The organism is Rhodococcus sp. NPDC003382, assembly GCF_053589135.1.
This window is the reverse complement of sequence record NZ_JBSFRH010000001.1, coordinates 235,415-259,211: the sequence shown is the minus strand read 5'-3', so window position 1 is coordinate 259,211 and position 23,797 is coordinate 235,415. Positions and strand designations below refer to the sequence as shown.

The following is a 23,797-nucleotide window of genomic DNA, read 5'->3' as shown; positions in this document are numbered from 1 at the left end:
TCACACCTCCTCGAGCAGCTCGGCGGGGATCTCGGGGCGCTGCGGCGGGGTCACATGCGGGATGTGCCGCTCCATCAACAGTTCGAGAGCAGTGGCGTACGACAGCAAGTCGCGGATGAGCCAGATCGCTCGACGGAACTTCCGCTGGTCCTCTGCGCGTCCTGCTTTGAGTTCGGCGACCTCGGCTTGGAGCCGCTTGATGACTGCCGCCTGCCGAGTCATCCATGCCGTCAACAGGCTTGTCGCCGCGATGCCCAACGCCTGGATCCGCTCAGGCGAGAACAACGCAAGCAGCCACTCCCCCATCAGCGGTCCCTCGGCGGGCTGACGAGCCGCTGGACGTACGCAAGAACGGCCATGAGGGCCGCGCCGCCGACAGTGCCCGCGATGGCCTTCCATGCGCCGCCGGTGGTGAGGTCGAGAGTGCCGGTGCCGAGCAGTTCGGCGAGCGCGAGCAGCACCGCGACCAGCACGGTAGCGACCGCACCCTGGACGGTGGTGCGCCAGGCCCGATTCCGGGCGTCCACCTTGGCGGGTGCGGGCTCCTGCGCGACCAGCTCCGCCTCGACCGGCCGCGGCAGTTCGGCGAGGTATCCGTCGATCCGGCGGTGCGCTTCGTCGGTGACGATCTTCACGCCCGCATCGATCCGGGCGTCGACCTCGGCGGCGACCTTCTCGACGACCTGCCTGGTGATGATGTCGATGACGTTTCCGTCCGACATGGGTGCCTCCTACGAGGGGTAACGCTCGGACCGGTCAGCGCGCAGGATCCGCGCATGCAACCGGCCCCAACGGGTGAAGGACAGAACGACGGCGGCCACGATGGCGAGCCGTGTCACGAGACACCGAGCCGGCGCCAGGTGGCCGGGCCGACAACACCGTCGACGGCCAGGCCTGCGCGTCGCTGGAATTCCCGCACAACGCTCTCGGTTGCGGGGCCGAAGTCGCCGTCGACGACGAGGCGCGAGTACAGCGGGTACGCGCGATTGAGCAGCGTCTGCAGGTAGCGCACGTGGTCGCCGGTGGAGCCGCGGGAGATCGTCGGTCGCGACACTGTCGGTGCGGGCGCCGGTGCGGGCGCGGCCGGGCCTGGGCTGTAGATCCCGAGGTGCCCGGCGTTCAGTTTGGCAGCGAACGCCGCAACGCGGGGATCGCCCTCACGCCAGCCGATCTGGTAGTGCATCTCATCTGCACGGCCCCAGTCGGCGCCCCAGAACACAGAGCCTTCGAACAGGCGCAGACCTTCGCGGACCTTCGCGATGCGAGCGGCCGGCATCGACCGCAGACCCCACGGGTACTTCGGGGCGTTGATGTCGACCGCGGTGCCGGACAGGTGGTTCGAGTTGCCGACCGCGTTCTCGTTGGACCAGCCCCACACCGGGGACGTCAGCGGTTCGACGTTGCGGTGGTACCAGATGATCCACGCGTTGAGGATCGTCGCGGCGTCACCGGCTCGGATCGGTGCGGTGTTGGTGTACGGCAGCGGGTTCGCCACGACGCACTCGTCGCGGTTGCACATCCGCCACCCGTTCTCGCTGTGGCTGTAGCCGTAGGCTTTTCGGAATGACATGGCGTCCTCCTAGACGCTGTTGGCGATACCGCGGGCGGTACCTGCGAAGTTCTGCAGATGCGCGATCACGCGCTCCCAGCCGTCCTTCAGGGCCTTGTCCTCGCCCAATGTGACGGTCTCGACCATCCGGCCGTCACCGCGGTCGGTGATCTTCACCGCCGAGATCCACTGTTCGATCTCGACGCCGCGATCCCACAGGGTCACGATGTCCCCGACCCGGTACCGGCGGCCGGTGCCGTCGTCGACGCCCATGCAGTAGCCGCGGCCGGCAGCACCGGACGAGAGCTGGATCTTCACTGCGTCGGAGCCGGAGTGCTTCTTGAGCTCGGCCTGCCCGACCGCGAAGCTGTCGAGCGACCACGCGGCGGTGTTGTCGCCGAACACCTCACCGAACCCGTGCTCCCCGAGGTCGTCCTCGAGGTCCGGATCCCAGAACTGCTGGTAGGCGAAGAACACGTTGTCGAAGAGGTCGCCGACGAGGATCGTGCCGAGGTTCAGGCCGGGGAACAGGGCGTTGAGGATGAGCTGAAGTGCGAAGTTGGCGCCCCACTCGATGGCCTGGTTCATGATTTCCGGGGCCTTGCCACCGACCGCGACCTTGTGCGCGTCGGCGTGCTCGACGTCCCGCTCGTAGTACTCGACCTGGGTGGAGTCCAGCCGGAACTGGATCTTGCGCATGTCCCGCTTGACGTGGGTATCGAACACATACCCGGAGCGGGTCATCTTTCCCCAGTCGTCCGGATTAGCCAGCCCCAGAATGTTCCCGGGGTTGGTGAAATTCAGGAAGTTGTCCGACGTGTAGTCGAACACCGACTGGAGCTGAGACAGGCTGGTCGTGTTGAAGACATGCGGCGATGGCCCGTCCAGCGGCGTCCACAGATGACACGACAGACCCATCTCCTGCGTCTCAACGGTCTGCTTGAACAGCTCATCGAGCTGCGTGAACCGGGCCTGCAGGACACACAAGTCATCGAGGGCGTCGGCGACGATGTCGAGCAGGTCGTCGAGTGTGTCGATGTCGTCGAGATCCGGCAGCGTCGGCACGGTGTAGCGCAGTGGAAGTGCCGCGCACACGGGCTTTCGCAGCCGGGTCATGGTCTCGGCGAGGTACGCCTTGAACACGAAGTCCGGCGGCCCCCACTTCACGTTCTGCTTCCCGGTCAGCGACAGCTGGAACTCTGGCGGCGTGATGTTGTTGACCCACGCCAGGCCCCGCAGGATCCACATCAGGTTGCTGATGCAGTAGAGGGTGATGACCTCACGCCCGGGCTTGCCCTTGATGTTCGCGCGCATGATCCGGCCATCCCACGGGATGCCGTTCCGGTACGTGCGCACGTGGATGACGCGGCGCCGGCAGTTCACCAGGTACGCGGCCATCGGATGATCCGGCTTGATCTGGATCACCGCCGAAGTGGGCAGGTACCAGTGCCATTCGAATTCGGCGGTCATGTACCCACCGAGCGGCCTCCACGACAGGGCGTCCGGCTGGCCGATCTCGATGTCGAATCCGGTGACGTCGTCGCGGGTGGGGCGGGGATAGCCGGGCGTGTACGCGGCCGTCACAGGGCCGTCCAGTGCAGCTGGGGCACGGTGAGTTCCACCTTCGTTGCTGAGGTAGTGCCGGTGCCGGTGATGGCGATCGGCACGGTGAGTCGGCCGGCGGGGATCTGCTTGTACCAGCGGCGGCCGACCCACGACCGGTCGGCGCCGGTGCTGTCGTTGATCTGGAACCAGTCCGGGTCTGTCTCGATGTCGAGGTAGTCCCCGGCGGCGATCGTCGGCAGCGGCACGGTCTCCCCCATCCAGCCGATCGTGGGGAGGGTGATCGGGCCGGTGATCCGCAGGTGTGGCCATACCGGCTCGTCGGAGTGGGTGCGCACCGCGGCGGTCGCGAAGTTGGCCGGGGTGAAGGTCTTCACGACCGGGATTCGCCGCCACCACGATTCGTCCGAGCGCAGCATCACTGGGTCGGACAGCACGATCCCGGCGTTGCGGAGCAGCGTGTAGTTCAGCGGCCCGAGCTTCGACGCCAGGCGCACATCCTGGAAACGGCGTCCGGCCTCGTCGGTGATCGTCCAGAACCGGTGGATCTGCTTGCCGCGGCCCAGGGAATGCCGCCACTGCTGCGCGGTCCGTACCCGGGTCGCCGGGTCAGGTACGGCGATCTTCACGTCCAGGCCGATCAGGTTCGGCTCGTCCATGCGCGCCCGCCATGTGACGCCGGCCTGGTCGACGTTCTTCTGGTCGTCGAACGCGAATTCCGCGCCTTCGAGGCCGGTCGGATCGGTGCGCAACGAGAGCGGGCAGGTGGGGGACGTGAAGTCCCACACCTGCCCGTTTTCGCATTCGAGGACGTACCGCCTCGCCATCTACATCCCTGCCTTCATGATCGAGAGGTTGGCGGTCCCGGCGCCGCGGTCCACGTCGACCTGCACGTCCACGGGGTCCGGGTTGGCGGCAGCGGCCCGGATTTCCTCGAGCTTCTCGACGAGCATCTGGAAGCCCTTCTCCAGCGCCGGATGCGAGTTGGCGCCGGTGTCGAACTGTCCGGTGAACCGGCCGTCTGCGTCGAACCCGGATGCGAGCGCGAACGCTCCGCCGATCCCGAGGGCGGCGAGGTTGTACATCGTGGCCCGGCGTTTGTTCGCGGACATTCCGGCCCAGCCGTCCGGGGTGAGTGGCACGTCGAACGATGCGGGGCTGCGGCCGCCATATCCGCCGAAGCCAGTGAGGCCACCGTCGGCCATCGGCACCAGCTCGAACCCGAAGCGGTTGGCGATCTCGCGGGTGATCGCCACCGACCGGGGGCGTTTCGACGGTGCGAGCGGGATGTATCCCTCGCCGCCGGTGCCCTTCTCGGCGAAGTGCACGAGCTCGGCGCCGTCGCCGGCGATGAACGCGTCCTGAGGGGCCCGCAGCCCACCGTTCTCGAACACCTTGAGTCCGGCGGTCAGGATCGGCTTGCGCTCGTCGGCAGGCTTCTCCTCGGCCTTGCTGCTGCCGCCGAGGGTGTCGGGCCAGTTCGTGACGAACACCCGCTGCCCATCGGTGGACATCACCGCACCCGAGTCAGTGACGCCGACAGCGCGCCCCGCCGACGAGTCCTCGCCGGTCATGCCGCGACGCTCGGTCGACGGGTCGTCGCCCATCGTGGCGCCGGGCCAATGCCACACCTGCGGGAAGTCGAGAGCCCCGTCCGCGCCACCGCCGTATTGCACACCGTTGCTGCCGTCGGACTCGATGTTGACGCCGTACAGAGTGCCCGCCATGTGGCCGTCCATCTCCACACCGCCATTGGTGCCGATCGAGAATCCATTCGGGTCGTAGCCGGGAGCCCAGCCCATCGACGCGAAGTCCGAGGCAGTCGTGAACCGAACAGACTGCCCGGTGCCAGCGTTGAACACGTCAGACAGGTGCCCGGAGCAGTCGTCGAGGGTGGCGTACCCGTACGGGCGGCCGGCCTTCGACTTCGCGCGGTCGATCGCCGCCTGAGCGTCGAATCCGGATGGCCCGACGATCCCGCCGTCGGCCATCTTCGGGAACAGTCCCTCGTTCAGCCGCAGGAGCAGATCCGTGATGGGGCTGTCCTCGTGGATGCCGTAGTTCGCGAGGGCGCCGTCGTAGTCGCCCTCGGCGATGGCCTTGCGCGCGCTGAGGATGACGTCGACGAGCGGGTGATCCTCCTGGATGCCGAGGAGCGAGGCGGTGCGACCTGAGTAGTCTCCGCCGAGCAGCGCCCGCCACCCGGTCGGATCGGACTGGGCGTCGAGAGACTTCGGGTCGCCCTTGAAGATCTTCCCGGCCTCGCTGCGCACGGTGCGGATGAGCCCGAATCCGAAGCGTTTGGCGACCTCCTGCAGGATGCGTTCGGAGCGTGGCCGCTTCGACAGAGCGCCAGGGATGTAGGCCTCCCACCCGGTCTCACCCTCCGCGTATCGGACCGGTCCGAATGGGGTGCGGGCGAGGATGCCGTTTCCCTGGCCGTTAGCGATGTGCGCGGTGTCGAGCATGCCATTGGCGCGCGTGCGGACACCGCCGTCGGCGTAATGGACCCGCTGGTATTGCCCAGTCTCCGCCTGGCGCTGAGCGGCTGCGGCCGCCGATGACACGATCGCATCGTTCTGCGCCTGGAGGTTCTGGTAGTGCACACGCACTTGGACGTCAGCGAAGCGCTGCTGGGCAAGCCACTGCCGCATCGTCAGGTCGGCCTCGTCCGTCTCGGCAACTACCTCGACGGTCCCGTCGGGGAGTTCCTTGACCGTGATCCCGAGATGCTTCAGCTCGTCGATCGCGTCCTGGGTCAACGCTTCGGTGAGGATGACTTTCTCGTCGGGCGTTTCCTCGATCTTGCCCTGGAGGACATCGAGCGCTGAGTGCGCTTCGGGCATGCCCGGCTGCCGGATCTGCGTCTGAACGAGGTTCGGCACGAGCCCGTAGCTGTTGATCAGATCGAGGGCCTGCCGATTTGTCAGCCCCATCTGCATCGCTTGCTGAATCAGCTCGCCACGGTTTGCGGCGTACTGCCCGGTCAGCTCCTCGATCGTGGCACCCGCCTCGAGACCAGTACGGGTCTGCGCCTCGAACTGTTCCTTGAGGCCGGCCAACTGCTGATCGAGGCGAGCCTGCGTCGGAATCGACTTGTCGAGAGCCCCATTGAAGTTCTCGATCTTGACGGTCGAGCCGTCTATGGCGATTCCGACTTCGGAAATCGAGTCGTTGACCTTCTGGATCTCGTCGTTGAATGCAGCCGACAGCTTGAGATCGCCAGCGAAATCGTTGAACCGGTCCTGGGCGGCGCCGACCGCGGGGATCAGGCGGTTCTCGATGCCGTCAGCCCCAGCGTTCATGCCGTTCTGGATCGCCACACCGCCATCGCGGGCCTTGTCGGCGAAGCTCTGCAGATCCTTCGCGACATCGCCGAAGTCGGGCATTCCGGGGATGAGGTCACCGAGCGGCCCGAGCAGGCCATCCAGTCCGGCAACGATCACAGAGAACGTGTCGAGCATGGACGCCGCCATGTCGGACCCAGACTTGGCGAATTCTCCGAATCCGCGCATACCGTTCGCTACGAACTGCAGGATCGCTTCAGCTCCGTCGAACGCCTTGTTGCCGATGTCGATGAAGAACTGGATGACGCCGGCCCGGTTGTTGCTGATGGTGTCTGCGAACTTCTGGATGTGGGGCCCGAAGGCTTCAGCCAGAGCTGCTTTCAGTCCATCTGCCGCCATGCTGACAGCCCGGGTTGCGCCCTCTACAGAGGTGGCCGAGTTGCCGTTCATGACGTCGATGGCGCGTCGGGCGGCGCCTTCGTAGTCGTTCATCGACTGGACAGCGGTTGTCAGGTCCATGGCGTACATGGCCTGCCCGAGGTCCTCGGCCTTGGTGCCGAACAGTGCGACGGCGGCCGCGTTCCGTTCGACTGGGTCTTCGATCTCGCGCAGCTTCGTGAGCACCAGTTCGAGACCGTCACGGGCAGACTCGCCGCCCTCCGCGATCTTCGCGGTCATCTCCTCTGCCGATAATCCGAGGAGTTCGTAGCCTTCGGCGCTGGCCTTCGATCCGTCCTGTGCGCGGATCGCGAACTCCTTCAGCGCATCCGCTGCGGTGTCGGTGTCGCGCGCGCCGGCCTTCACGGCCTGGCCCATCAGTCCCATCGCTTCGGCGCCGGTGAGGCCGAGTTGCCGGAACTGGGTGCCGTACTCGTCGATTGTGTCGAGCCAGTCCTCGGACACGTTCAGGCCCATCTGAGAGCCCTTGACGATGAGGTCGAATGCGTCGTTGACGTCGGCGGCGAACCCGGTCTTGACGGCCTGCGCGGCCGAGCGGGACACCCTCGGGATCTCCTCGCCGATGACGCGGGAGACACCGTCGAGGGAGCGGATCATCTGCTCCGCATCGCGTTGCGTCGCGCCCGGATCGAGCAGGCCACTCCCGAGTGCCGCCTTTGCGGTGCCGAGGTTCGCCTCGAGCGACTCGCCGAACGTGTCGGCGTACGCTTCGCCCGCGGCCTGTGCGAATTTCCGGGCCTGCGCTTCCGTCACGCCCGTCTGCGCCTGGAACAGGTCCCGGTTCAGTTCGGCGGACATGCCGTCCTTGATCGCAGCGGCGAGCGCCGCACCCGCAGTGAGGCCGATCGCGGCGACACCAAGGAGGGATGCACCGATCGGGCCGGTCTTCGAGCCGAGATTGCCGACCGCGTCAGCGAACCCGGACAGGAAGTTCCCGCCGGACCGGCTGCCCGCCGGCCCTCCGCCCTGACTCGCCTGTTGGTACAGGTCCTCAAGTTCCTGCTGCGCGGCCTGCAGGTCCTGCTGTAGCCGGTTGCCGAGCTCGATGGTGTCGACCGCGCCTGCCGCCTGACGTGCGGCAGCCTGGATCTCCTCGATCTGCTGCGCGGCACGGCGGGCGTCGTTCAGCAGCTGGGTGTTCATGACGATGTCGTCGACGGACTGGTCGGCGCGCTGTGCGTTGCGCTCCAGGTCCTGAATGCGCTGGGCTGCGTCGCGGGCCTGCTGCTCGAGCCGGCGGTTGATCTCGACGGCCTGGGCGGCTTGGCCGGCGCGCTGCGCTGCCTGGCTGATTTGCTGGAAGCCGTTGGAGATCTGCTGGGTGGCTCGCTGGCTCTGTTGCTGGGCCCGCTCGGTGCCTTGGACGAAGCGGGAGTCGTCGAGGGTGAGGCGGGCTACGAGTTCGCCGACGTCGAGTGCCACGGGCTACTCCTTCTTGCGCAGTTGCTTTCTGGCCTTGAGCAGCTCGGCGTGCTGGCCGAGGATCTTCTCGAGGTCGGCTTGTCGGGGCAGATGCGACATGGCCCAGTGGATTTCGCCCCAGTCCGGGGAGAACCCGAACCACAAGATCGCGGTGCGGCCGGCGTGCAGGATCATCGGCCAGGGCAGGCCGTCGGCGACCATTTCGCCGAACGCAGTCCCGAGGGCGTCGATGGCTTGCTGGGTCTGTTCGACCGGGGGCATCCCGTCCTTTGTCACCATCTCCCGCATGGCCTTCGCTGCCTCGTAGTCCGGCGCCGGGACGGTGTAGCGCTTGCCTCGGATCGGCAGGTGGAGGTCCGGGTCGAAGCCGGTTTCGGTGAGGTCCTTGAGCGCCACTACACGCCTTTCGTCAGCGCCTTGTGCAGGCGGGAGGTTGGATCTGCGGCGAGGGCGGTGATGCGCAGGCGCAGCCATCGCCACGAGTGGGTGTGCAGGACACCGGATTCGAGGTCGATCCCGTTGTCTTGCAGGTCGAGTTCGATGTCGGTCCAGTGATGTAGGCAGTCGACGATTGTGCGTGCGACCTGGCCAGGTTTCGGCCGGTCAGGCTCGTCGTTGTACCACTCGCGCACCCCGGTTACGGGGTCGTACGGGCCGCCGCCAGGATCATCCGGTCCGTAGGTGCCGGGCGCTGAAAGATCGAGCGGAGCTTCTCCCCCATCCCTGCCTGCTTCGGGGATGGGGGTATCGGATTTCCCGGCACACCTGTGCTCTCCCAGTGGGCCTGACCGGCGGCTTCGGAGTGCCCGAACCACAGCATGGCGGTGCGGCCGGCGTGGGCGATGGTGGGCCAGCCGATTCCGTCGTCGACCATCTGCTGGTAGGTGTCGCCGAGGATCGCGAGGATCTCGGCGCGTTCCTGCGCGTCGTCCAGGCGTGGGCGGGTGGCGATGAGCTGGTGCGCGCGTAGCCCCTGCCAGGCAGTGCAGTGGATCGCGTAGTCGCGGCCGGCGATCGGTAGGTGCAGCGCGGGGTCCATGAAGGTGGCGAGGTCCTCCACCGGACTCCTTCCGTTGGGTGAAACACCCGCCGGGAGCAGCGCAGCTCCACTCCCAGCGGGTGGTCATGGGGCGGTCAGGCCGCGGCGACGGCGAATGCTCCGCCGGTCAGGCCGGAGCCGTCACCGGTCAGCACGCCGCCGGGGACGGTGACGGCGAACGGGCCACCCGCCGATCCGGTGACCGTGAAATCGCTGGCGACATAGCCGTCGTCGAGCGCAGCCAGCGCCGACTTGATCGCCGCGGACGTTGCATCGAAGGCGATCGGCGCGGTGGTCTTGGTGTTCCACGTCAGGGTGAAGGTGCCCGCAGTGGCTCCGCCGATCGTGACGGTGAAGTTCTGGTCACCGGACGGAACGAGCGGCTTGACGATGTCGCGGGGCTTGCCGCGGCCCGACAGCGTGAAGCTGAACTCCTGCAGCGCGTTCGGGTCGGACGCCGGCGAGTCGGTCCACTTCACCGTGGTCTCGGCTTCGTAGGCGTCGGGCAGCGCGTCGCGCCGGTAGATGCGGACCGTCACGACGTTGTCGTAGCCAGTCTTGCGGCCCTTCTGGCGCAGGAAGTTCTGGCCCGGGTCGTCGACGAATCCGGACGTGTTCTCGCCCTTGCGCTTGCCGCCACCTTCGATGCGGAACGCGAGGCCGGTGACGATCTGGGACGCGAAGCCCTCCGAGTCGATGTCGGAGTCGTCCTGCTCGGCGCCCTCGAAGATGGGGGCGACCGAGGAGAGGCCGCGGACACGCGTCCAAACATCGGGAGCGGTTTCGGCTTCGAGAATCCAGTCGCGTGCGAGGGTCGACGCGAGGGCCTGGGTGGGTGCAGTCATGGGGTCGTCCTCCTAGGACGGGTTGGCAGTGATGCAGTACGAATCAGGGCGGGTCCAACGCCCGTTCGCGTCGGGGTCGCGTGGTGCACGCACGACGCGGCGGCAGAGCAGGACCCGGACACTCCCCCACATCTGGTGGGAGGTGTCGTGGATCGCCCGGTAGATGGCGTCCATGAGCTGGTCGACGGCGCGAGGATCTCGGCCGGCGCGGCGTCCCCGGATCTGCAGGTAGTAGTCCGGGTTGTCGTCGTCGCGGGATCGGTCGTCGTTGTAGGTGTTGATGACGATGGCGTCGTTCGGGGTGTCTGGCATCGCGCCGAAGAACACCGCGGGGAGCGTGCCGGCGCCGTAGATGCCGTTGGGTTCGTATCGCACGAGCCCGAGGGCGGCGAGGTGCTCCGCGAGCGCGTCTTCTACGGCGGTGGTGTCGGGTGCGCGCGCGGTCGTCATCGGGACCTCCGCCACAGTCGGGACCACCAACTCGGGTGAGCGTCTACCGGTTGCCCGCATCGCAGGCATCGGAAGCTCCAGTAGTCAGGTCCCGGCGCTGGCCGGTGCCACGTGTCGCTCACAGTGCGCTCCTGATGGCCTGGGCGATGACCTGCCCCACCTCCTGCCGCTTCGCGATCACGGCGTTCTCGAGGAACTTCGCCTCACCGTGCTCGTGATGCCAGCCCACTTCCTCGTGCTGGCGGGGCGCGTATTCGAGGTCGTAGTACACGGCCGCCTCGAGATCCCCCGACGCTGTCTTGCAGTCGTTGCGCAGCTCGCCGGTTTCCTTCGGTGTGCGCTCGATCGACTCCTGCTTGACGACTTCGGCGGCATCGTCGAGGCCGCGTTGCGCGGCGGCCCGGATCGGGGCCATATCGAAGTTCAGACTCACGGCACCTCCTCAGGTGAGGTCGACGCTGTAGAAGTTCGGGGTTCGGCTGGCCCCGTCGTGGTGCAGCTGCTCCGCCAACACCTCGGCAGTCCGGCCCCCGAACTCGGGAGGCAGGGTCACCAACGACCCGGGCGGGATCAGCGGCGTGGTGGCGGGCATCGAGACACGGGCCTCGGAGATGACCTCCGAACCGTCCGGTGCCAGCACCTTTTTCCGCTTCGCTGTGACCTTCCCGCGCACCTCCACCGGGGCGGCGTGTGCGGGACCGTACGGGCCGTCGCCGATCTTGCGTGCGACGAGCACAGGCCACGTCCACCACGACGCCAGCGGGTCGGTCACCACGAGTCCACCCACGACGAACCGAGCCCGGCCAGGCGGAGAATCCGCAGCGCCGACGAGGTGAGACCCTCGACGCTGGCCGCCTTCTCCGCGGCGAGCTCTCCAGCGTTCGTGGAGACGGAGGCGCCGTCGATGCTCGAGGCGGTGACAACCTCGTCGAGCCCGGCAGTGCCGGCCGTCGGGTCGATGTTGTGCCGTGCCCAGTAGCCAGCCTGTTGGCAGGTCGCTTCGCGTACCGCGGTGCGCTTGCCCGTTTCGGATGGCAGGCCTGTCGCTGTCGTCGGGTAGACATCGGCGATGATCGCGGACGCGACGAGCGTTGATGCCTCGCGCAGGAGCGCCGCGGCGTTGTCGGGTGCTGGGTTGCCGGTCCAGGTTTCGAGGTCACCGGTGGTGGCGTAGACGGGTGCCATGGAGCCTCCTCGGGGGTTGGTGGTTGGTGCGCAGGTACGCCGCTGCAAGGGCCGAAAGGAACCCGGCGTGGAAGCCCCCAGTCGTCCTTCGCGCGCGGTGAGTGCCGAGAGTTGCCGGGGCACGCGGTTGACGCACCAACCACCAAGCTCAGTCAGACTGCGGTGACGGTGAGGCCGGTTCCGCCAGTCAGGGAAGCACCGCTACCCGAAAGTGCGCCCGGGACCGCGATCGTGTATTCGCCCGCCGATCCGGTGACGGTGATGTCGTCGGCGCCGAAACCGTCGTCGAGGCCAACCAGCGCGGTCTTGATGGTCGCTGCGGTCGCGTTGTAGTTCAGCGCACCGGTGGTGCGGCCGTTAAAAGTGAGTGTGAAGGTGCCACCGGTCGCGCCGCCGACGTCCACGGTGAACGCGTTGGTGCCCAGGACGATCTTCACTGCACGCTTGAGCGAGAACGTCGAATCCGGATCGGTGTAGTCGTCCGGGTCCTCCACGACACTGATGCCGAAGAACGTGTCGAAGATCGACCGGTTCACCAGGTGGCTCGAGTCGTAGTCCCGCAGCCAGCGCAGCGCGATACCGGCGTACGACCCGGATGCACTGTCGACGCCACCGAGCGGGGACGCCGGAACCCGGTACACCGTCTGGAATGCGGACCGATGGAACACGTACGACTCGTATGCACCGATGGAATGCGACACGATGACCGGCATTCCAGCGATGTTTCCGATGGTGGCGCTGCGCAGAGCGTTCGAGTCTCCGGACTGGTCGAACTTCCGGAACTGGTCGGACTTGAGGATCATTGCCTCGATACCGGTACCGACGAGGAACACGCGGCCCTGCTGCGGCACGTGGTAGTCGTTCAGGACCTTGCGCGCGTCGACCGCTCCGGCGTGGAAGTCCAGTCCGCTCGCCCCGTCCGTCGAGATGGAGATGTTCGACCCGGACGGGTATGTCGCACCCTTGATCTTCGCGGAGATCTTGTCCTCGATACGTTCGGCAACAGCTCGGGTCTGCGGGGTAACGACCTGCTCGGTGAAGTCGTAGATGTCGAGAGACAGTTCCTCGTCCGACAGTCCGATCGCGTTGTACGGGTGGGTGTCGAGCTTCACGTCGACCTTGAACTCGTTCAGATCCGAGTTCTCGATCGCCGCGGTGTGGTCACGCCACGCGTAGTCCTTGGCGACCGTACGTCCGTTGATGCGGATGGACACGGTGTCGTTTGCGGGACTGCGGCCCGAGAAGTGCTGCGAGGCGCTGGACTCGACGATCCCAGGCAGGACGACATCGCGTTCGAGCACGACGAGCCCGGCCTGCACGATCTGCGCAGCCTTGAGAATGGTGTTGGTCACGGAATTTCTCCTGGATTAGTAGATGGTGACGCCGGACTTCCGGTTGCCGAGGCTCTCGGCGAACTTCTTCGGGTCGTCGAGCGGGCTTGCTGTGGACTTACTTCCGCCGACGCCGTTGCCGGATCGCCCGGCGGAGTTGGCGCTGGCGTTGGTCGCGGCGAGACGCTTGGCGAGGGCCTCGACCTTGTCGGCGGGGACGCCGGCCAACAGCTCGAGGTCCTTGTCGTCGGTGATGCCGTGCTTCCGCGCCGCTCGTTCGACGGCGAGCTCGGCTTCGAGCTTCTCGGCGCGGCTCTTCTCGGCGTCGCGTTCGGCCTCGGCGCGTTGCTGGTCGTCGAGCTTGGCGAGGCGGTCCTTCTCGGCTGCCGCCTTGTACTTGGCGACTTCTTGTTCCGCGGCCTTGCGCGCTGCCCGTTCGGCGTCGAGGGCCTTCTTGCCGCCTTCGCCGAGCTGCTCGTCGTCACCGCCGCCGGGCTTGCCGGTGTCGTCGGTGTTGGTCTTGCCGGCACCTGCGTCGCCACCGGTGCCGTCGCCCTGGCCGCCATGACCGGTCTGGCCGCCGTCGCCGTTGCTGTGTCCCTCATCGTCGCGGCGGGGGTGCATGCGGTTCGGCCAGCGGCCGGAGGTGGCGAACGGGTCGAGGCCGTATCCGGCGCCGACGATCAGGGTGAGTGTCGTGGTGGTGCGCATGGTGCTCCTTTGTGTGTGCAGCGTCGCGCTGCGGTGTCGCCCCGCACCGTCGCGGTGTCGGGTATCCGCCCAGGGCGGAAGTCTGTGTTGCGGCACATAAGTGCACGTAAGCTGCGGATATGGCTACTCGAACGGAAGTCCGGCGGACCAACGTTCCCTGTGCCCAGTGCGGTGAGCTGTTGTGGCGCGAATACGTGGTGTCCGACAACTACGGTGGGGTCAGATCTGAGAGCCCTGGCCTCTACAAGTGCCGCTCATCGCACAACTGCATGGGGAACGTCGTTCCGCCTGACGCTCCGGAATAACCTCAGCGAGCTTGATTGATCTGCTCGCGTCGCGGCCGACGCGTCAGGCCATGCTCGTCGACGTGCCGGGCGATCGCTTCCCGCTGCGCCCGGAGCCGGGCCGCGGCCTCGCGCTTCGCCTGCGGAGTGACCGCAACAGCCTGCCGGCGGCGGGTGTCACGGATGGCGCGTTCCATGGCCCGCTGCTGTTGCGTCGCCGCATAGCCTTCGGGGTCCGGCTTCGTCGTGAACGTGCGTGACGCACCCGGCACAAACCTGCTGAGGGCATGTCCACAGTTCGGATGCCGGAAGCCCTTCGAGATGGCCTCGCGCATCGTGGCCTTGATCCGCACCTGCACCGGGCGGCCGGTCGTCGCCGACTTCAGCTCGACCGTGCCTGTGCTGCCGTCCAGGCTGAGCACCTGGCCTTCGTACGGCTGGCACTGCGGTGCCGGCTTCGAATGCGATGACACCACCATCAGCGTGTGGCCATGCTCGAGGGCCCGGGCGATGTGGGCTTCGCGCAGCTCCTCGTTCACCACTGTGCGCGACAGCATCTCGACGTACGAGGTCAGTGACCAGTTTCGGCCGCCGCGGTCCCGGAATCCGGTGATGCCTCGCTTGGTGAGGATGTCGAGGGCCTGCTGGGCTGCGTCCAGCCGGGTGCCGGTCGCGCGTGGTGCGCCGAGGATGCCACCGGTGTGCGGGGTGAGCTTCGGGGCCTCGTGGGATCTGACCTGTATCTGTGCGAGCACCTGCCCGTACAGACGGTCCGCGTTTCCGGGGAGCTGCTGTGTGGCGTGGGCGAGGGTGGACCAGGCGGATTGTGTGGCTGCGACAGTGCGGGGAACCGGGACGCGGTCGCGACGCGGTGCGCGCCCGGGCACTGCCGCAGCCGTTCCCACGGCGGCTGCGCTAACCGCTGCGGGTGTTTGTGGGTCGGCGTCCTCGTCGGCTGCCTGCTCGCCGAGGTCGGCTGCGGCCTGCACGGCGTCCTGCAGGAGCTGGGGCATGGCGGCTTGGAGGTGCCGGGCGAGTGCTTCGGCGGCCTGCCGGAACTCGACCTGCCGTGAGGCTTGGACCTGTTGCCAGTTGTCAGTGTCGATGCCGTCGGCGATGGCTTCGGCGAGCAGGCGCAGGAGGGCGAGTTCGGCGTCGGTGTAGAGGGCGATGAGGTGAGCGGGGATGTTGCGTGCATCCTCGGGGTCGAGTGCCACCGCCTACCTCCTCGGGTTACTCGCCAGGCACCAGCCACGGTGTAGCGCCGCCGCGTTGGCGCTCGGTTGTCGTCCACGATCGAGCGCCGCAATCGGAGCACTCCACCAGCTCGTAGTGCTGTTCGTCTGGCCCCCAACCGACGACACCCTGCCCCATGTGCAGACAGTCGCCGAGGTAGGGCTGCGGGTTGGGTATGGGGCCTTCGCCTTTGAACCATCGGATGGTTCCGTGCTCTCGCATGTCCTGGTCGACGTGCGCCTCAGCCATCGGCTACTCCTCCTCGCCGGTCTCCTCGGGTGCTTGCTCGCCTTCGGGCTGTGCGTCGCCGCCCTGGTCGCCACCGAAGCCGGTGTCCGAGCCGAAGAACGCCGGCGTCTCCACCACGTTCGCCTCGTCGATCAGCTGCACCTCGTCGTCGATCTGCTCCTCGGTCCAGTCCTGATGCAGGTAGCGGACCTTGGTGCGCGTCGACGCAGCCGAAGCGACCGACCACGCCTGCACCGTCTGAGCACGGGACAGGTCGGATTCCTGCGCGAACGGCGGCCAATCGACATCGAGCGGCTCGTGCAAATCCACGCCGAGGTGCGGGAACTTCTTCTGGTCGATCCGCAGCGCAACCGTGGTCAAATGCTGGATGGCGACACCGAAGTAGCGGGCCTTCCCCTCGGTCGTGGTGACCGTGGATTCCTTCTTGCCCGCGGCCTCGGTCGCCGTCTGCGCGACCTCATCGGACATGCCGAACGACACCGGCGAATACCCGGTGCGGCGCAGCACCTCACGCAGCAGCATCTCCCCCACCTGGTCGTGCTCGAGCACCCGGATGGCGGGCTGATGGAACTGGAAGATGGACTCAGCGCCGCCCTCTTTACCGATGCCAGTACCGACCTGCGTGAACAGTTCCTGATCCTCGGGCAAGAACATGCCCTGGCCGGCGCCGCGGTGCTGCAGCACCTCGGAGGAGGCGAACATGCGTGCCTGAGCGACGCGCACGTCCCGCATGAGCGAGCTGTAGGTGCGGTCGATCTGGTGATAGAGCGGCACGAGATCGACCGCGCCGACGTCGGAGGCGCCGAGGTTCCGCAGCTGCGGATCCTCCGCCCACTCAGGGTTCGGAAGCTGATTCGGCACGTACTCGACAGCAAGCTCGTCCACGCCGAGGTCGACGATCGAGTATCCGTCCCCAGCAAGTTCCACGCGGATGTCCGCGGTCGCTTCGTGCGCGCCAAGCTCCTGCAGCGTGCCGAGGTTGTGTGGGGTGCCCTTGTACAGCTCGTGCACGATCCGGCCGCGCTCGTACCGTTCGAGGTGCCGCCACACGTCCCGAGGGTCATCGGATTCGAGTTCGGTGAAGAACGTGACGGACTTGAGCCGGCCCCTGGACCATTCGGGGATTGCATGATCGGGGTCGACCCATTCGATCCACGTGCCTTGCTGCACCTGGTCGTCCCACACCACCCTGCCGAACACACCAGTGAGCGCAGACGAGGTTTCCCCCGCGGTGTACAGGCTGGAGTGGAATCGGGGGGTGTTGAACAGGTCGTCGACGCGGGCCTGCACCGTGTCGAGTTCGTCGTCGGCGGCGAGGATCACCGGCGGCTTCGAGAACAGTGAGGTGGCCGAGAGTTGCGCGATATCCTTGCCGATCGGGGCGTGGAGGCGTTTCCCGGACTGGCTGGGGTTGTGCTGGGTGCGGCCCCAGAATGCGTCCCACGCGTCTTGTGCGCGGCGTTTGAGGGTGGCGCCGGTGGGTGAGGTGCGGCCGCCGGCTCCGTAGAAGTCGTCGAGCTTGGCGGGGTCGCCTCCCCACCAGACGCGGCATTCGGCGACACGGGCGGTGACCTTGCCCAGTTCGGGCGGCGGCCAGGCCATGTTCGCGCGGATGCTGGTCATGCTGCGGTCTCCTCGGTGTCGAATCGGTGGTCGTCGGGTAGCGGCACGGCGTGGCGCCACTGGAACTGGGAGGTGGCGACCGCGTAGCGCAGTGCGTCGCAGAAGTCGTCGTTTTCCTTGACGGGCGCGTCCTCGCCACGCTCGACAGCCTTCGAATCCCACACGTAGCCGGGGATCTCGTTGAGCAGGTTCGTGCAGCTGCTGTGGATCATGAGCTGCTGCGTGGACAACAGTGACGCGACGACACCGATGCCCAGCTTGTGGCTGTTCGCGGCGTTCGCGACGTTGACGAACCCTTCGCGGTTCATCTGCAGCTTCAGCGCGGCCGCCGATGGGTCCACAAAGTGGAAGTCGGGTGTGCCGTGCTCGTTCTCGAAGCGCCGTAGCAGTCGTGCGCGGTCGGCGGGTGTGCCGGCCGGTGGCGCGAACTCGGCCATGGCGTAGAGGCGGTTGTCTGCGCCGAGGCCGAGGAGGATGCCGGCGGCGGGGTGGTTGACGCCGTCGTCGATGCCGATCGCGAGGAGCTGCTGCATCGTCGGGAGCTGGTCGACGACATGCACGGCCGGGTCGAACATCTCGTAGATGACACCGTCCGCCATCGTCCATTCGCCGTCGATGAAGCGGGCCTTCCATAGCCCCGTGTACTGCGCCTCGAGACCATGGATGTACGGGCGTTCAAGGTTGCGTGCGTTGTCCCGTAACCGGAAGTTGAACACCACGATGCTCAGCTCGGGATCGTGGGCCCGGTCCATGTAGTCGGTCTTGAGCCAGTGCTTCGGTGCATCCGGGTTCGTGGTGCACAGCAGCTGGCAGCGGAAGCCCTTCACGCGCAGGCGGGAGACCAGCATCGCGAAGAATTCCTTGGTGACCAGCGTGGCCTCGTCGAGGTAGGCCAGGGAGATGGTCATGCCTCGGATCGTGGCTTCGGCGCGCACGTCGGAGGATCCGAGGATGTGCACGGTGCGGCCGAGGATCGTCGCTGTGGGGGCGCCACGGTTGTAGTGCACGTGGTCGGCGAGGTCCCCGAAGATCTCCCGGTTCTGCAACTGGGTCATCAGGTTGCGGTACACGGTGTCTCGTGTCCGGCCGATCATCACGATCTCGCCGGTTTGCGGCGCGGTCGGGATGAGCATCATCCACTTGAACAGTGAGGTGATGGTCTTGCCGGCTGAGACTGCGCCATTCCAGATGCAGATCTTTGCGGTGGCTCGACCGATCGACCATGCCTGTTTCGGGGTGAGACGGCCGAGTCGGGCGAGCTTGGTGGTCACTGTCCCTCTTCTTCGGCGTCGAGCTCCTCGTCTGTGGGTGTGGGTGGCTCGTCCGGGTTTTCGTCGGCCATGGCGGTGATCGCGGCGTGCACCTCGGCGAGAACGCTGACAACGCCTTCCGCGTCGGCGCCGGCGTTCATCTCATGGAGCTTGTTCGCCGCGTTCAGCGCGGTGGCCGCGGTCTGCACGATTGCCTTCTGATCGCCGAATGTCGGCCGATCAAGCAGGTGCTCCTCGTATGTGTTGTCCTTACCGCCGAAGCTGAACACCAGCGTGGGTTCCCACATCTGGTCCAGCACCTTGTTCGCCTCTGCGATCAACCGTTGCTCGAGCTCGACGCGGGCAGCCTTGGTGTCGATGACACGGGCTTCCGTGGCCTTCTTCGTCTTCGACCGGTCGAAACTCAGGTCCAGCCGATCCGCCCACCGAGACACCGTGCTCTGCGGCCGGCCCATCTCCTCTGCGATCGCCCGCAGCGACATCCCCTGCTCATGCAGTTCGCGAAGGCGCCGGCTCTCCTCATCGGTCCACGCGGCCATGGGCCACTACGCGCGCGCATGGGAGGCGGGTGGAACGTTCCATCCTGTGGTTCATTCGGCCCTCCTCGGGAAGTTGACGCCCACGCTCGTCCGGCGTGAGATTCCGGGGCGTGGGCGGTCCATCCGAGCACTCGCGAGGGGTGGCGCTTCGAGGATGGACGTCTGGAAACGACGAAGCGCGAGTGACCCTGTCGGTGGGGTCATCTCGCGCCAACGCGCTGAGCGTATCAAACGCGGTCTACCTAGTAGTGTGCACCGCATGAGCGTGATTTCAGATCATCAGACAGAGTCCGGCGTCGCGAAAGGCGATGTAGTGGTCGCCGCTGGGGGTACATACACGCTGGCCGGGATCCTCGCCGGGACTGTCCGTGTTGAAGACGGCGGAACTCTTCTCCTCGGCGGCATTGCCGATGGTATTGAGATTGCACCCGGCGGACGAGTCGTTCTGCGGGGAATCTGCAACCGCGACGTAGTCAACAAGGGTGGCCAATTGGACGTCCACGGCATCATTAATGGCGCCTTGCACGAGGATGATTCAGCCGACACTACAATCCACGAGGGCGCTGTCGTCAGCGGTAAGGAGTACTAACCCGAGCACGACGCCGACGCTGTGGGTGCGCCAGGTGCGCATCCAGCACATCACCGACTCGATAGACCTCGGCGCGTGTCAGTACTACGCAGCGCTGTGCATGAAAGTGCCCGGCGTTGCGGAGGGTTATCACACGCCGGTACGTCAGACCGCGGTATTCATCACCTAGTTCTCTGGCGAGCTTCTCGATGGCTGAGGCATGAAGTTCCCGGTTCCGCGCGCGCTCAAGGGCATCAGGGTCAACTGGACGGATATTCTCGTCGGGCCGGTCGATCGCATCCCAGGCCGACTGGGTGGCCCCGTGGATGTCAGTGAGGGCGCGCGCGGAGTCCTCGGTCAGCGCGAGGGCATCAATGTGGGTGCGAAGCCAGCGGGCGATGCCGGCCGTGGTCGAGTCGCCGTGGTAGTCCATGCCGCGCTGCTCAAGCACGTGTCGCACCCAGACGACCAGGGTGGCGTGAAGGTGGTCAGCGACAGAACGGGCGTGCGCGTTGTATGGGAGCGGTTGTACTCCAGGGGGGCCAGCGACGATGGTGGGGATGGGTGCGCCGCTGATGCGATCCTGCCGCAGCGTGGTGATGTTGAGTTGGCGTGCGAGCCAAGGGACGGTGCGGAGAATGGCGTCGAGCTTGGCGATCTCGGCGCGGGTGAGGTATCCGTTCATGCGTCGGCCCGGTTGAGGATGTCGCGGAGTGCGTCGCGGACTTCGGGAGTTAGGTTCTTGGCGACTGTTTCGGCGACGGCGGGTGGGTAGTCGGTGCCGGAGGGTGCGTTGGCGGTCATTTTGAGTTCCATGACTTCGGCGCGGGCTTTCTCGGCGGCCTTGCTGGCGAAGCGGGCGGCTTCGGCGGTGGCGGCGAGTTCGGCTTCGAGTGCGTCGATGCGGGCGTTGGCCTGGTCGAGGTTGGTGTAGGCGGCGGGCATGCGCTGGGGCCTTTCTCGCGGTGGGTGGGGATGGTTCCGGCCCGCACCGGGAGTAGTCGGTGCGGGCCGGGGTTCAAATGGCGGCGAGGCTGAGTGCTGCGATGGCGATGATGAGCACCCAGGCGGTGAGGGCCGTCGGGAGGCGGGTCACGAGCCGCAGCCGTCCCGGGCGTCGGTCACGGAAGGCGCGTCGGCACCCCTCGTAACCTGTTTGCCTCCTACGCTGTGTTCGCCAACATCATCAGCAGAAGGAGAAGCACTATGAGCAACTTCGATTTTGGTAGCGAAATCCCCGATGATCTGCCCGTCACGAAACGAGTCGCCATCGAGATTCGCACCGCCGCCCAGACCAACACTGGCATCAATGGGTTTCGCTTGCCCGGCATGTTCGCACAGTCCCTGCTGAACGGAATCGCCGAACTGGAAACCCGACTCAACGCCTTGGAAACCCGGGAAAGCGCCGACCAGTAGGCCACCGACTGCGCCGCTCCCATCACGCACGATGACGTATGCGTCATCGTGCGTGAGGACCTCCGGTGTGATGTTGATGTCGCTCATTGGTTTTCCCAGGAGTCGACAGGTGCGTGGTATTCGCCGATGGCAACCGGTTCAGTGGGGTGGCAGGCTCCGGCGATGAGTCCGCCGGCGAACAGTGCGGCGAGGAGCAGGGACGCCCGGATCCGGGTCCTGGGCGCGGTCACTGGTCGCCGTCCAGGGCAGTGGCTGTGGACGGCTGTGGGGGCTTCATGTGGGCCCCCACAGCCGCTCGGTCTCCTACGCTGTGTGCGCCAACATCATCAGCAGAAGGAGAAGTTTCATGGCGACACTTGTCTACAACGGGAAGCGCATCGGATTGGCTCCGCACGTGCTTGCGGAAGTTCATGCACTCGTAACGGTCGCGTTCCCTACCGGAAAGTGCTTCTCGATGGGCCTCGTCGGCACTGATGGCGACGGAGACGTGTTCCGAGACTTCTTGTGGATGCATCCGTCGATCCCGTTGGAGTTCGTCTACGACGAGAGCGAGACGGCCAAGGTGAAGGAGAGTGTCATCGCCCTTCACCTGGAGGCGATCGAGAGTGTCGCTGTGGTGGTGATCGGTGATGCGAAGGGCTGGCTCCCGTTCGCATTCGAGCGGATGCCTGCAGGCGTCGACGCGCAGTAGTCGCGTGAGCTCTTCGCGCACGATGGCGCGGATGTCGTCGTGCGCGAGGGGTGCGGGGGTGTTGCGGCCGATGGTGATGGTCAGCCTCATGCCTGCGCTCCGTTCAGCTCGCGCTGCACAGGCTCGCGCACGGAGTCGAGCTTCTTCCGCAGGAACTCCAGCCCGCTGGGGCGCACCGAGGTGGTCGCGGTCGGCACGGTCTCGCCGGTCTTCCGGTTGGTGTATGTGCCGGGCGTGACCTTGAAGTGGTGGTCGTATCGCCGGTACGGGAGGTTGTTGGTCTGGAGGACGCCGAGGCGGCGCATCTGGGCCATCATGACGTTGCGGCCCCAGCCGAGGATGCGCGCGGTCGCGGCCATCGAGTAGGTGCCGTCGGCGTCCATGAGTTCGTCGTAGAACTCGGCTTTGGGTTCGAGTTGGGCGATGCGCTGGTCCTTGGCGGCGAGCATCTGCTGTGCCTCGATGACGGCGTGCGCGAGGAGCTCGGCGCCGGCGAGTGCGGGCTGGGTGCTGTAGCTGCCCGTGCGGCGGATGGTCGGGAGGACGTCGGTGGTGATCCACCGGCGGAATGCGGCGGCTTCGGGTTTGTCGCTGCGGATGACGACCTCGTACATGCCGGACTCGTTGACGATCGTCGTGGATTGCCTGCGACCGAGCGAGTCGGTGACGTCCGCCTGGCGGACGGCATCCGGATCGAGACGCGCCGCGACGTTGCGCGGGTTCGCGATCTCGAGGACTGCGCAGAGGTCGAGCAGGACGAACCAGGGTTCGCCGTCGATGGTGATGGTCCGGACCGTGGTCGCACCGTATGCGAACGGGACCAGGTCTCCGGTAACGTTTGCGAGTGACATCGAGCGGTCTCCTCGGTGTTCGTGCCCCGCGGAGTTCGCGCTCCGGCGGGGCTTTTTCGCGGTCAGGCTTCGAGCATACGCGAATGTTGTGCGTTGTTCGCAACACAACAACGCTCATCTAGGCGCGTGTTTTCTCGGCCTTCGCTTGCTGATACAGGTCCTTGAGGCTCGGACGCCGCTCCGGGGCCTGAGCGTGTCCGCAGACGGCCGTATCGACGTAACCGTCCTCGTCGCACAGGGAGCACTCCGCGATCGCTCTGGCGCGCTTCTGGGCCGCAGCACGGAGTTGCTCCGAGCGAGCCTCGGCAGCCACACGCTTCCGCTCGTCCTCCCAGGTGCGGCGCCGGCGGCGGGCCTCGCCGCAGGCGAAGCACGGCCGCTCGGTGCCGTCCGGATGGTCGATGCAATTCAGGGAGGGTGGTTCGTCTTCGCGCGCGCTGTCTCCTTCCGTACTTACGTAACCACTCTTTCTTTCTGGAGTAGGAGCAGGAGCAGGAGTAGGGCCGGGGTTGGACGCGGGGTTAACCCCATCCCTTGGGTTTTCGTTAGCCGGGGGGTTGGGCGTGGGGTTAACCGAAGGGTTGGCGTAGGGGTTGGGCCAAGGGTTAGCGGAGGGGTTAGCAATGGGGTTGGAGCTGGGGTTACCGGCCGGGGTGAACGGCTCCAGAGACGCCGGATCCACTGCCTTCTGCTCCAGCATCGACACCACCGCGGCCCGCTCCCACGACGACAACCCCGGATGCGTGGCACGCACCTTCGACACCTCGTGCACGATCACCCCTCGCAACGTCCGAGACGCCAACTCGGCACGCGCGTTCGCCATCGACACGGCCATGTTCGGCACCTTCCACAGGCCGTCGTGCTTGATCCACGACCGCAACAGGAACTCCCCTGTCGTCTCGTCGATGAGCAGGAACAGATCCCGGGACAACTCGGCGGCGGCACGCTCGACCGCAGCCGGCGTCCATCCCTTCGCTTTCGAGGCGATGCGGCCCGGGTGCCAGTCCCCCGCACCGCAGTACGACAGAGTCGGCCAGTTCCACAGCACGAAGTACAGGTGCTGCGCGGGTGGGGTGCAGTCGAGCCAGTCGTCGTCGCCCCAGATCCCGAGGTTCATGCGGGCGTGGTCTTTCCCGGTGGACGCCATCAGGCGGCCCTCCTTTCGAGCTGTTCGAGCGGGATGTGGTGCCCGCTCATCGGGCAGGTACTTCCCGCGGTGTCGTCGTGC

The 23,797-nt window shown here is 66.5% G+C and carries 27 protein-coding genes; 3 read left to right on the top strand and 24 right to left on the bottom strand.

Annotated elements, in window-relative coordinates; translation table 11 throughout:
• The 20 genes from ACWDUD_RS01330 to ACWDUD_RS01235 all read right to left on the bottom strand — a co-directional run bounded on the left by ACWDUD_RS01330 (position 1) and on the right by ACWDUD_RS01235 (position 19,043).
• Positions 1–306, bottom strand: a complete 306-nt coding sequence (locus ACWDUD_RS01330; RefSeq protein WP_248676378.1) for a hypothetical protein — start codon at positions 304–306, stop codon at positions 1–3.
• Entirely contained in the window at positions 306–722 is a 417-nt protein-coding gene (locus ACWDUD_RS01325; RefSeq protein WP_450108116.1) for a hypothetical protein, read from the bottom strand. Before ACWDUD_RS01325 ends, ACWDUD_RS01330 begins: the two co-directional genes overlap by 1 nt.
• Before the next feature lie 113 nt (positions 723–835).
• Complete coding sequence (locus ACWDUD_RS01320) at positions 836–1,570, bottom strand: peptidoglycan-binding protein (protein ID WP_450108115.1); 735 nt, start codon at positions 1,568–1,570, stop codon at positions 836–838.
• 9 nt (positions 1,571–1,579) lie between these two features.
• Positions 1,580–3,133, bottom strand: a complete 1,554-nt coding sequence (locus tag ACWDUD_RS01315; RefSeq protein ID WP_450108114.1) for a Gp37-like protein — start codon at positions 3,131–3,133, stop codon at positions 1,580–1,582.
• Positions 3,130–3,939 (bottom strand): hypothetical protein, encoded by an 810-nt coding sequence (locus ACWDUD_RS01310; RefSeq protein WP_450108113.1) that lies wholly within the window; start codon positions 3,937–3,939, stop codon positions 3,130–3,132. The genes ACWDUD_RS01315 and ACWDUD_RS01310 overlap by 4 nt, the downstream gene beginning before the upstream one ends.
• Entirely contained in the window at positions 3,940–8,280 is a 4,341-nt protein-coding gene (locus ACWDUD_RS01305; RefSeq protein WP_450108112.1) for a phage tail tape measure protein, read from the bottom strand.
• Positions 8,281–8,283: 3 nt separating this feature from the next.
• Complete coding sequence (locus ACWDUD_RS01300; protein WP_450108111.1) at positions 8,284–8,676, bottom strand: DUF7426 family protein; 393 nt, start codon at positions 8,674–8,676, stop codon at positions 8,284–8,286.
• Entirely contained in the window at positions 8,676–8,912 is a 237-nt protein-coding gene (locus ACWDUD_RS01295) for a hypothetical protein (protein WP_197251795.1), read from the bottom strand. Before ACWDUD_RS01295 ends, ACWDUD_RS01300 begins: the two co-directional genes overlap by 1 nt.
• 5 nt (positions 8,913–8,917) lie before the next feature.
• On the bottom strand, positions 8,918–9,340 hold the full coding sequence (locus tag ACWDUD_RS01290) for a DUF7426 family protein (RefSeq protein ID WP_450108110.1): 423 nt from the start codon (positions 9,338–9,340) through the stop codon (positions 8,918–8,920).
• Positions 9,341–9,414: 74 nt separating this feature from the next.
• On the bottom strand, positions 9,415–10,164 hold the full coding sequence (locus ACWDUD_RS01285) for a phage tail tube protein (RefSeq protein WP_450108109.1): 750 nt from the start codon (positions 10,162–10,164) through the stop codon (positions 9,415–9,417).
• 12 nt (positions 10,165–10,176) lie between these two features.
• The gene (locus tag ACWDUD_RS01280; protein WP_450108108.1) at positions 10,177–10,614 is read right to left on the bottom strand and encodes a minor capsid protein; all 438 of its coding nucleotides are present in this window, start codon (positions 10,612–10,614) and stop codon (positions 10,177–10,179) included.
• A 118-nt stretch (positions 10,615–10,732) separates the two neighbouring features.
• Positions 10,733–11,047: a hypothetical protein gene (locus ACWDUD_RS01275; RefSeq protein ID WP_450108107.1), complete on the bottom strand. Its 315-nt coding sequence runs from the start codon at positions 11,045–11,047 to the stop codon at positions 10,733–10,735.
• Positions 11,048–11,056: 9 nt separating this feature from the next.
• On the bottom strand, positions 11,057–11,386 hold the full coding sequence (locus ACWDUD_RS01270) for a hypothetical protein (RefSeq protein WP_450108106.1): 330 nt from the start codon (positions 11,384–11,386) through the stop codon (positions 11,057–11,059).
• Entirely contained in the window at positions 11,383–11,799 is a 417-nt protein-coding gene (locus ACWDUD_RS01265) for a head-tail connector protein (protein WP_248676367.1), read from the bottom strand. Before ACWDUD_RS01265 ends, ACWDUD_RS01270 begins: the two co-directional genes overlap by 4 nt.
• 152 nt (positions 11,800–11,951) lie before the next feature.
• On the bottom strand, positions 11,952–13,151 hold the full coding sequence (locus ACWDUD_RS01260; RefSeq protein ID WP_197251788.1) for a P22 phage major capsid protein family protein: 1,200 nt from the start codon (positions 13,149–13,151) through the stop codon (positions 11,952–11,954).
• Positions 13,152–13,166: 15 nt separating this feature from the next.
• Complete coding sequence (locus ACWDUD_RS01255; protein WP_450108105.1) at positions 13,167–13,841, bottom strand: hypothetical protein; 675 nt, start codon at positions 13,839–13,841, stop codon at positions 13,167–13,169.
• Between the two features lie 307 nt (positions 13,842–14,148).
• Positions 14,149–15,342, bottom strand: a complete 1,194-nt coding sequence (locus ACWDUD_RS01250; RefSeq protein ID WP_450108104.1) for a phage minor capsid protein — start codon at positions 15,340–15,342, stop codon at positions 14,149–14,151.
• Between the two features lie 271 nt (positions 15,343–15,613).
• A complete protein-coding gene (locus tag ACWDUD_RS01245; protein ID WP_450108103.1) occupies positions 15,614–17,233 on the bottom strand; it encodes a hypothetical protein in 1,620 nt (539 codons plus the stop codon).
• On the bottom strand, positions 17,230–18,504 hold the full coding sequence (locus tag ACWDUD_RS01240; protein ID WP_450108102.1) for a phage terminase large subunit: 1,275 nt from the start codon (positions 18,502–18,504) through the stop codon (positions 17,230–17,232). Before ACWDUD_RS01240 ends, ACWDUD_RS01245 begins: the two co-directional genes overlap by 4 nt.
• Positions 18,501–19,043, bottom strand: coding sequence for a helix-turn-helix domain-containing protein (locus ACWDUD_RS01235; protein ID WP_450108101.1), 543 nt, complete (start codon positions 19,041–19,043; stop codon positions 18,501–18,503). Before ACWDUD_RS01235 ends, ACWDUD_RS01240 begins: the two co-directional genes overlap by 4 nt.
• A gap of 259 nt (positions 19,044–19,302) precedes the next feature.
• On the opposite strand from ACWDUD_RS01235, the gene ACWDUD_RS01230 reads away from it, so the two are divergent.
• On the top strand, positions 19,303–19,632 hold the full coding sequence (locus tag ACWDUD_RS01230; RefSeq protein ID WP_450108100.1) for a hypothetical protein: 330 nt from the start codon (positions 19,303–19,305) through the stop codon (positions 19,630–19,632).
• Here the strand turns inward: ACWDUD_RS01230 and ACWDUD_RS01225 are convergent.
• A complete protein-coding gene (locus tag ACWDUD_RS01225) occupies positions 19,613–20,296 on the bottom strand; it encodes a hypothetical protein (RefSeq protein ID WP_450108099.1) in 684 nt (227 codons plus the stop codon). The genes ACWDUD_RS01230 and ACWDUD_RS01225 overlap by 20 nt on opposite strands.
• Positions 20,293–20,556 (bottom strand): hypothetical protein, encoded by a 264-nt coding sequence (locus ACWDUD_RS01220; protein WP_450108098.1) that lies wholly within the window; start codon positions 20,554–20,556, stop codon positions 20,293–20,295. The genes ACWDUD_RS01225 and ACWDUD_RS01220 overlap by 4 nt, the downstream gene beginning before the upstream one ends.
• A gap of 261 nt (positions 20,557–20,817) precedes the next feature.
• Here ACWDUD_RS01220 and ACWDUD_RS01215 point away from each other — a divergent pair, with 261 nt between their 5' ends.
• The gene (locus ACWDUD_RS01215; protein ID WP_450108097.1) at positions 20,818–21,027 is read left to right on the top strand and encodes a hypothetical protein; all 210 of its coding nucleotides are present in this window, start codon (positions 20,818–20,820) and stop codon (positions 21,025–21,027) included.
• A gap of 346 nt (positions 21,028–21,373) precedes the next feature.
• Positions 21,374–21,718 (top strand): DUF7882 family protein, encoded by a 345-nt coding sequence (locus ACWDUD_RS01210; RefSeq protein WP_450108096.1) that lies wholly within the window; start codon positions 21,374–21,376, stop codon positions 21,716–21,718.
• Between the two features lie 86 nt (positions 21,719–21,804).
• On the opposite strand, the gene ACWDUD_RS01205 is transcribed toward ACWDUD_RS01210, so the two are convergent.
• Together ACWDUD_RS01205 and ACWDUD_RS01200 are read right to left on the bottom strand one after the other, a co-directional pair.
• Entirely contained in the window at positions 21,805–22,569 is a 765-nt protein-coding gene (locus tag ACWDUD_RS01205) for a phage antirepressor (RefSeq protein WP_197251779.1), read from the bottom strand.
• Between the two features lie 118 nt (positions 22,570–22,687).
• The gene (locus ACWDUD_RS01200) at positions 22,688–23,716 is read right to left on the bottom strand and encodes a hypothetical protein (protein WP_450108095.1); all 1,029 of its coding nucleotides are present in this window, start codon (positions 23,714–23,716) and stop codon (positions 22,688–22,690) included.
• Positions 23,717–23,797: the final 81 nt, after the last annotated feature.

Excerpts from the sequence above, each read along its gene's own strand:
- ACWDUD_RS01325 (WP_450108116.1), bottom strand. The coding sequence starts at position 722 with ATGTCGGACGGAAACGTCATCGACATCATCACCAGGCAGGTCGTCGAG.
- ACWDUD_RS01235 (WP_450108101.1), bottom strand. The coding sequence starts at position 19,043 with ATGGCCGCGTGGACCGATGAGGAGAGCCGGCGCCTTCGCGAACTGCAT.
- ACWDUD_RS01220 (WP_450108098.1), bottom strand. The coding sequence starts at position 20,556 with ATGCCCGCCGCCTACACCAACCTCGACCAGGCCAACGCCCGCATCGAC.
- ACWDUD_RS01310 (WP_450108113.1), bottom strand. The coding sequence starts at position 3,939 with ATGGCGAGGCGGTACGTCCTCGAATGCGAAAACGGGCAGGTGTGGGAC.
- ACWDUD_RS01245 (WP_450108103.1), bottom strand. The coding sequence starts at position 17,233 with ATGACCAGCATCCGCGCGAACATGGCCTGGCCGCCGCCCGAACTGGGC.
- ACWDUD_RS01200 (WP_450108095.1), bottom strand. The coding sequence starts at position 23,716 with ATGGCGTCCACCGGGAAAGACCACGCCCGCATGAACCTCGGGATCTGG.
- ACWDUD_RS01265 (WP_248676367.1), bottom strand. The coding sequence starts at position 11,799 with ATGGCACCCGTCTACGCCACCACCGGTGACCTCGAAACCTGGACCGGC.
- ACWDUD_RS01285 (WP_450108109.1), bottom strand. The coding sequence starts at position 10,164 with ATGACTGCACCCACCCAGGCCCTCGCGTCGACCCTCGCACGCGACTGG.
- ACWDUD_RS01280 (WP_450108108.1), bottom strand. The coding sequence starts at position 10,614 with ATGACGACCGCGCGCGCACCCGACACCACCGCCGTAGAAGACGCGCTC.
- ACWDUD_RS01205 (WP_197251779.1), bottom strand. The coding sequence starts at position 22,569 with ATGTCACTCGCAAACGTTACCGGAGACCTGGTCCCGTTCGCATACGGT.
- ACWDUD_RS01215 (WP_450108097.1), top strand. The coding sequence starts at position 20,818 with ATGAGCAACTTCGATTTTGGTAGCGAAATCCCCGATGATCTGCCCGTC.
- ACWDUD_RS01225 (WP_450108099.1), bottom strand. The coding sequence starts at position 20,296 with ATGAACGGATACCTCACCCGCGCCGAGATCGCCAAGCTCGACGCCATT.
- ACWDUD_RS01230 (WP_450108100.1), top strand. The coding sequence starts at position 19,303 with ATGAGCGTGATTTCAGATCATCAGACAGAGTCCGGCGTCGCGAAAGGC.
- ACWDUD_RS01210 (WP_450108096.1), top strand. The coding sequence starts at position 21,374 with ATGGCGACACTTGTCTACAACGGGAAGCGCATCGGATTGGCTCCGCAC.
- ACWDUD_RS01330 (WP_248676378.1), bottom strand. The coding sequence starts at position 306 with ATGGGGGAGTGGCTGCTTGCGTTGTTCTCGCCTGAGCGGATCCAGGCG.
- ACWDUD_RS01255 (WP_450108105.1), bottom strand. The coding sequence starts at position 13,841 with ATGCGCACCACCACGACACTCACCCTGATCGTCGGCGCCGGATACGGC.
- ACWDUD_RS01320 (WP_450108115.1), bottom strand. The coding sequence starts at position 1,570 with ATGTCATTCCGAAAAGCCTACGGCTACAGCCACAGCGAGAACGGGTGG.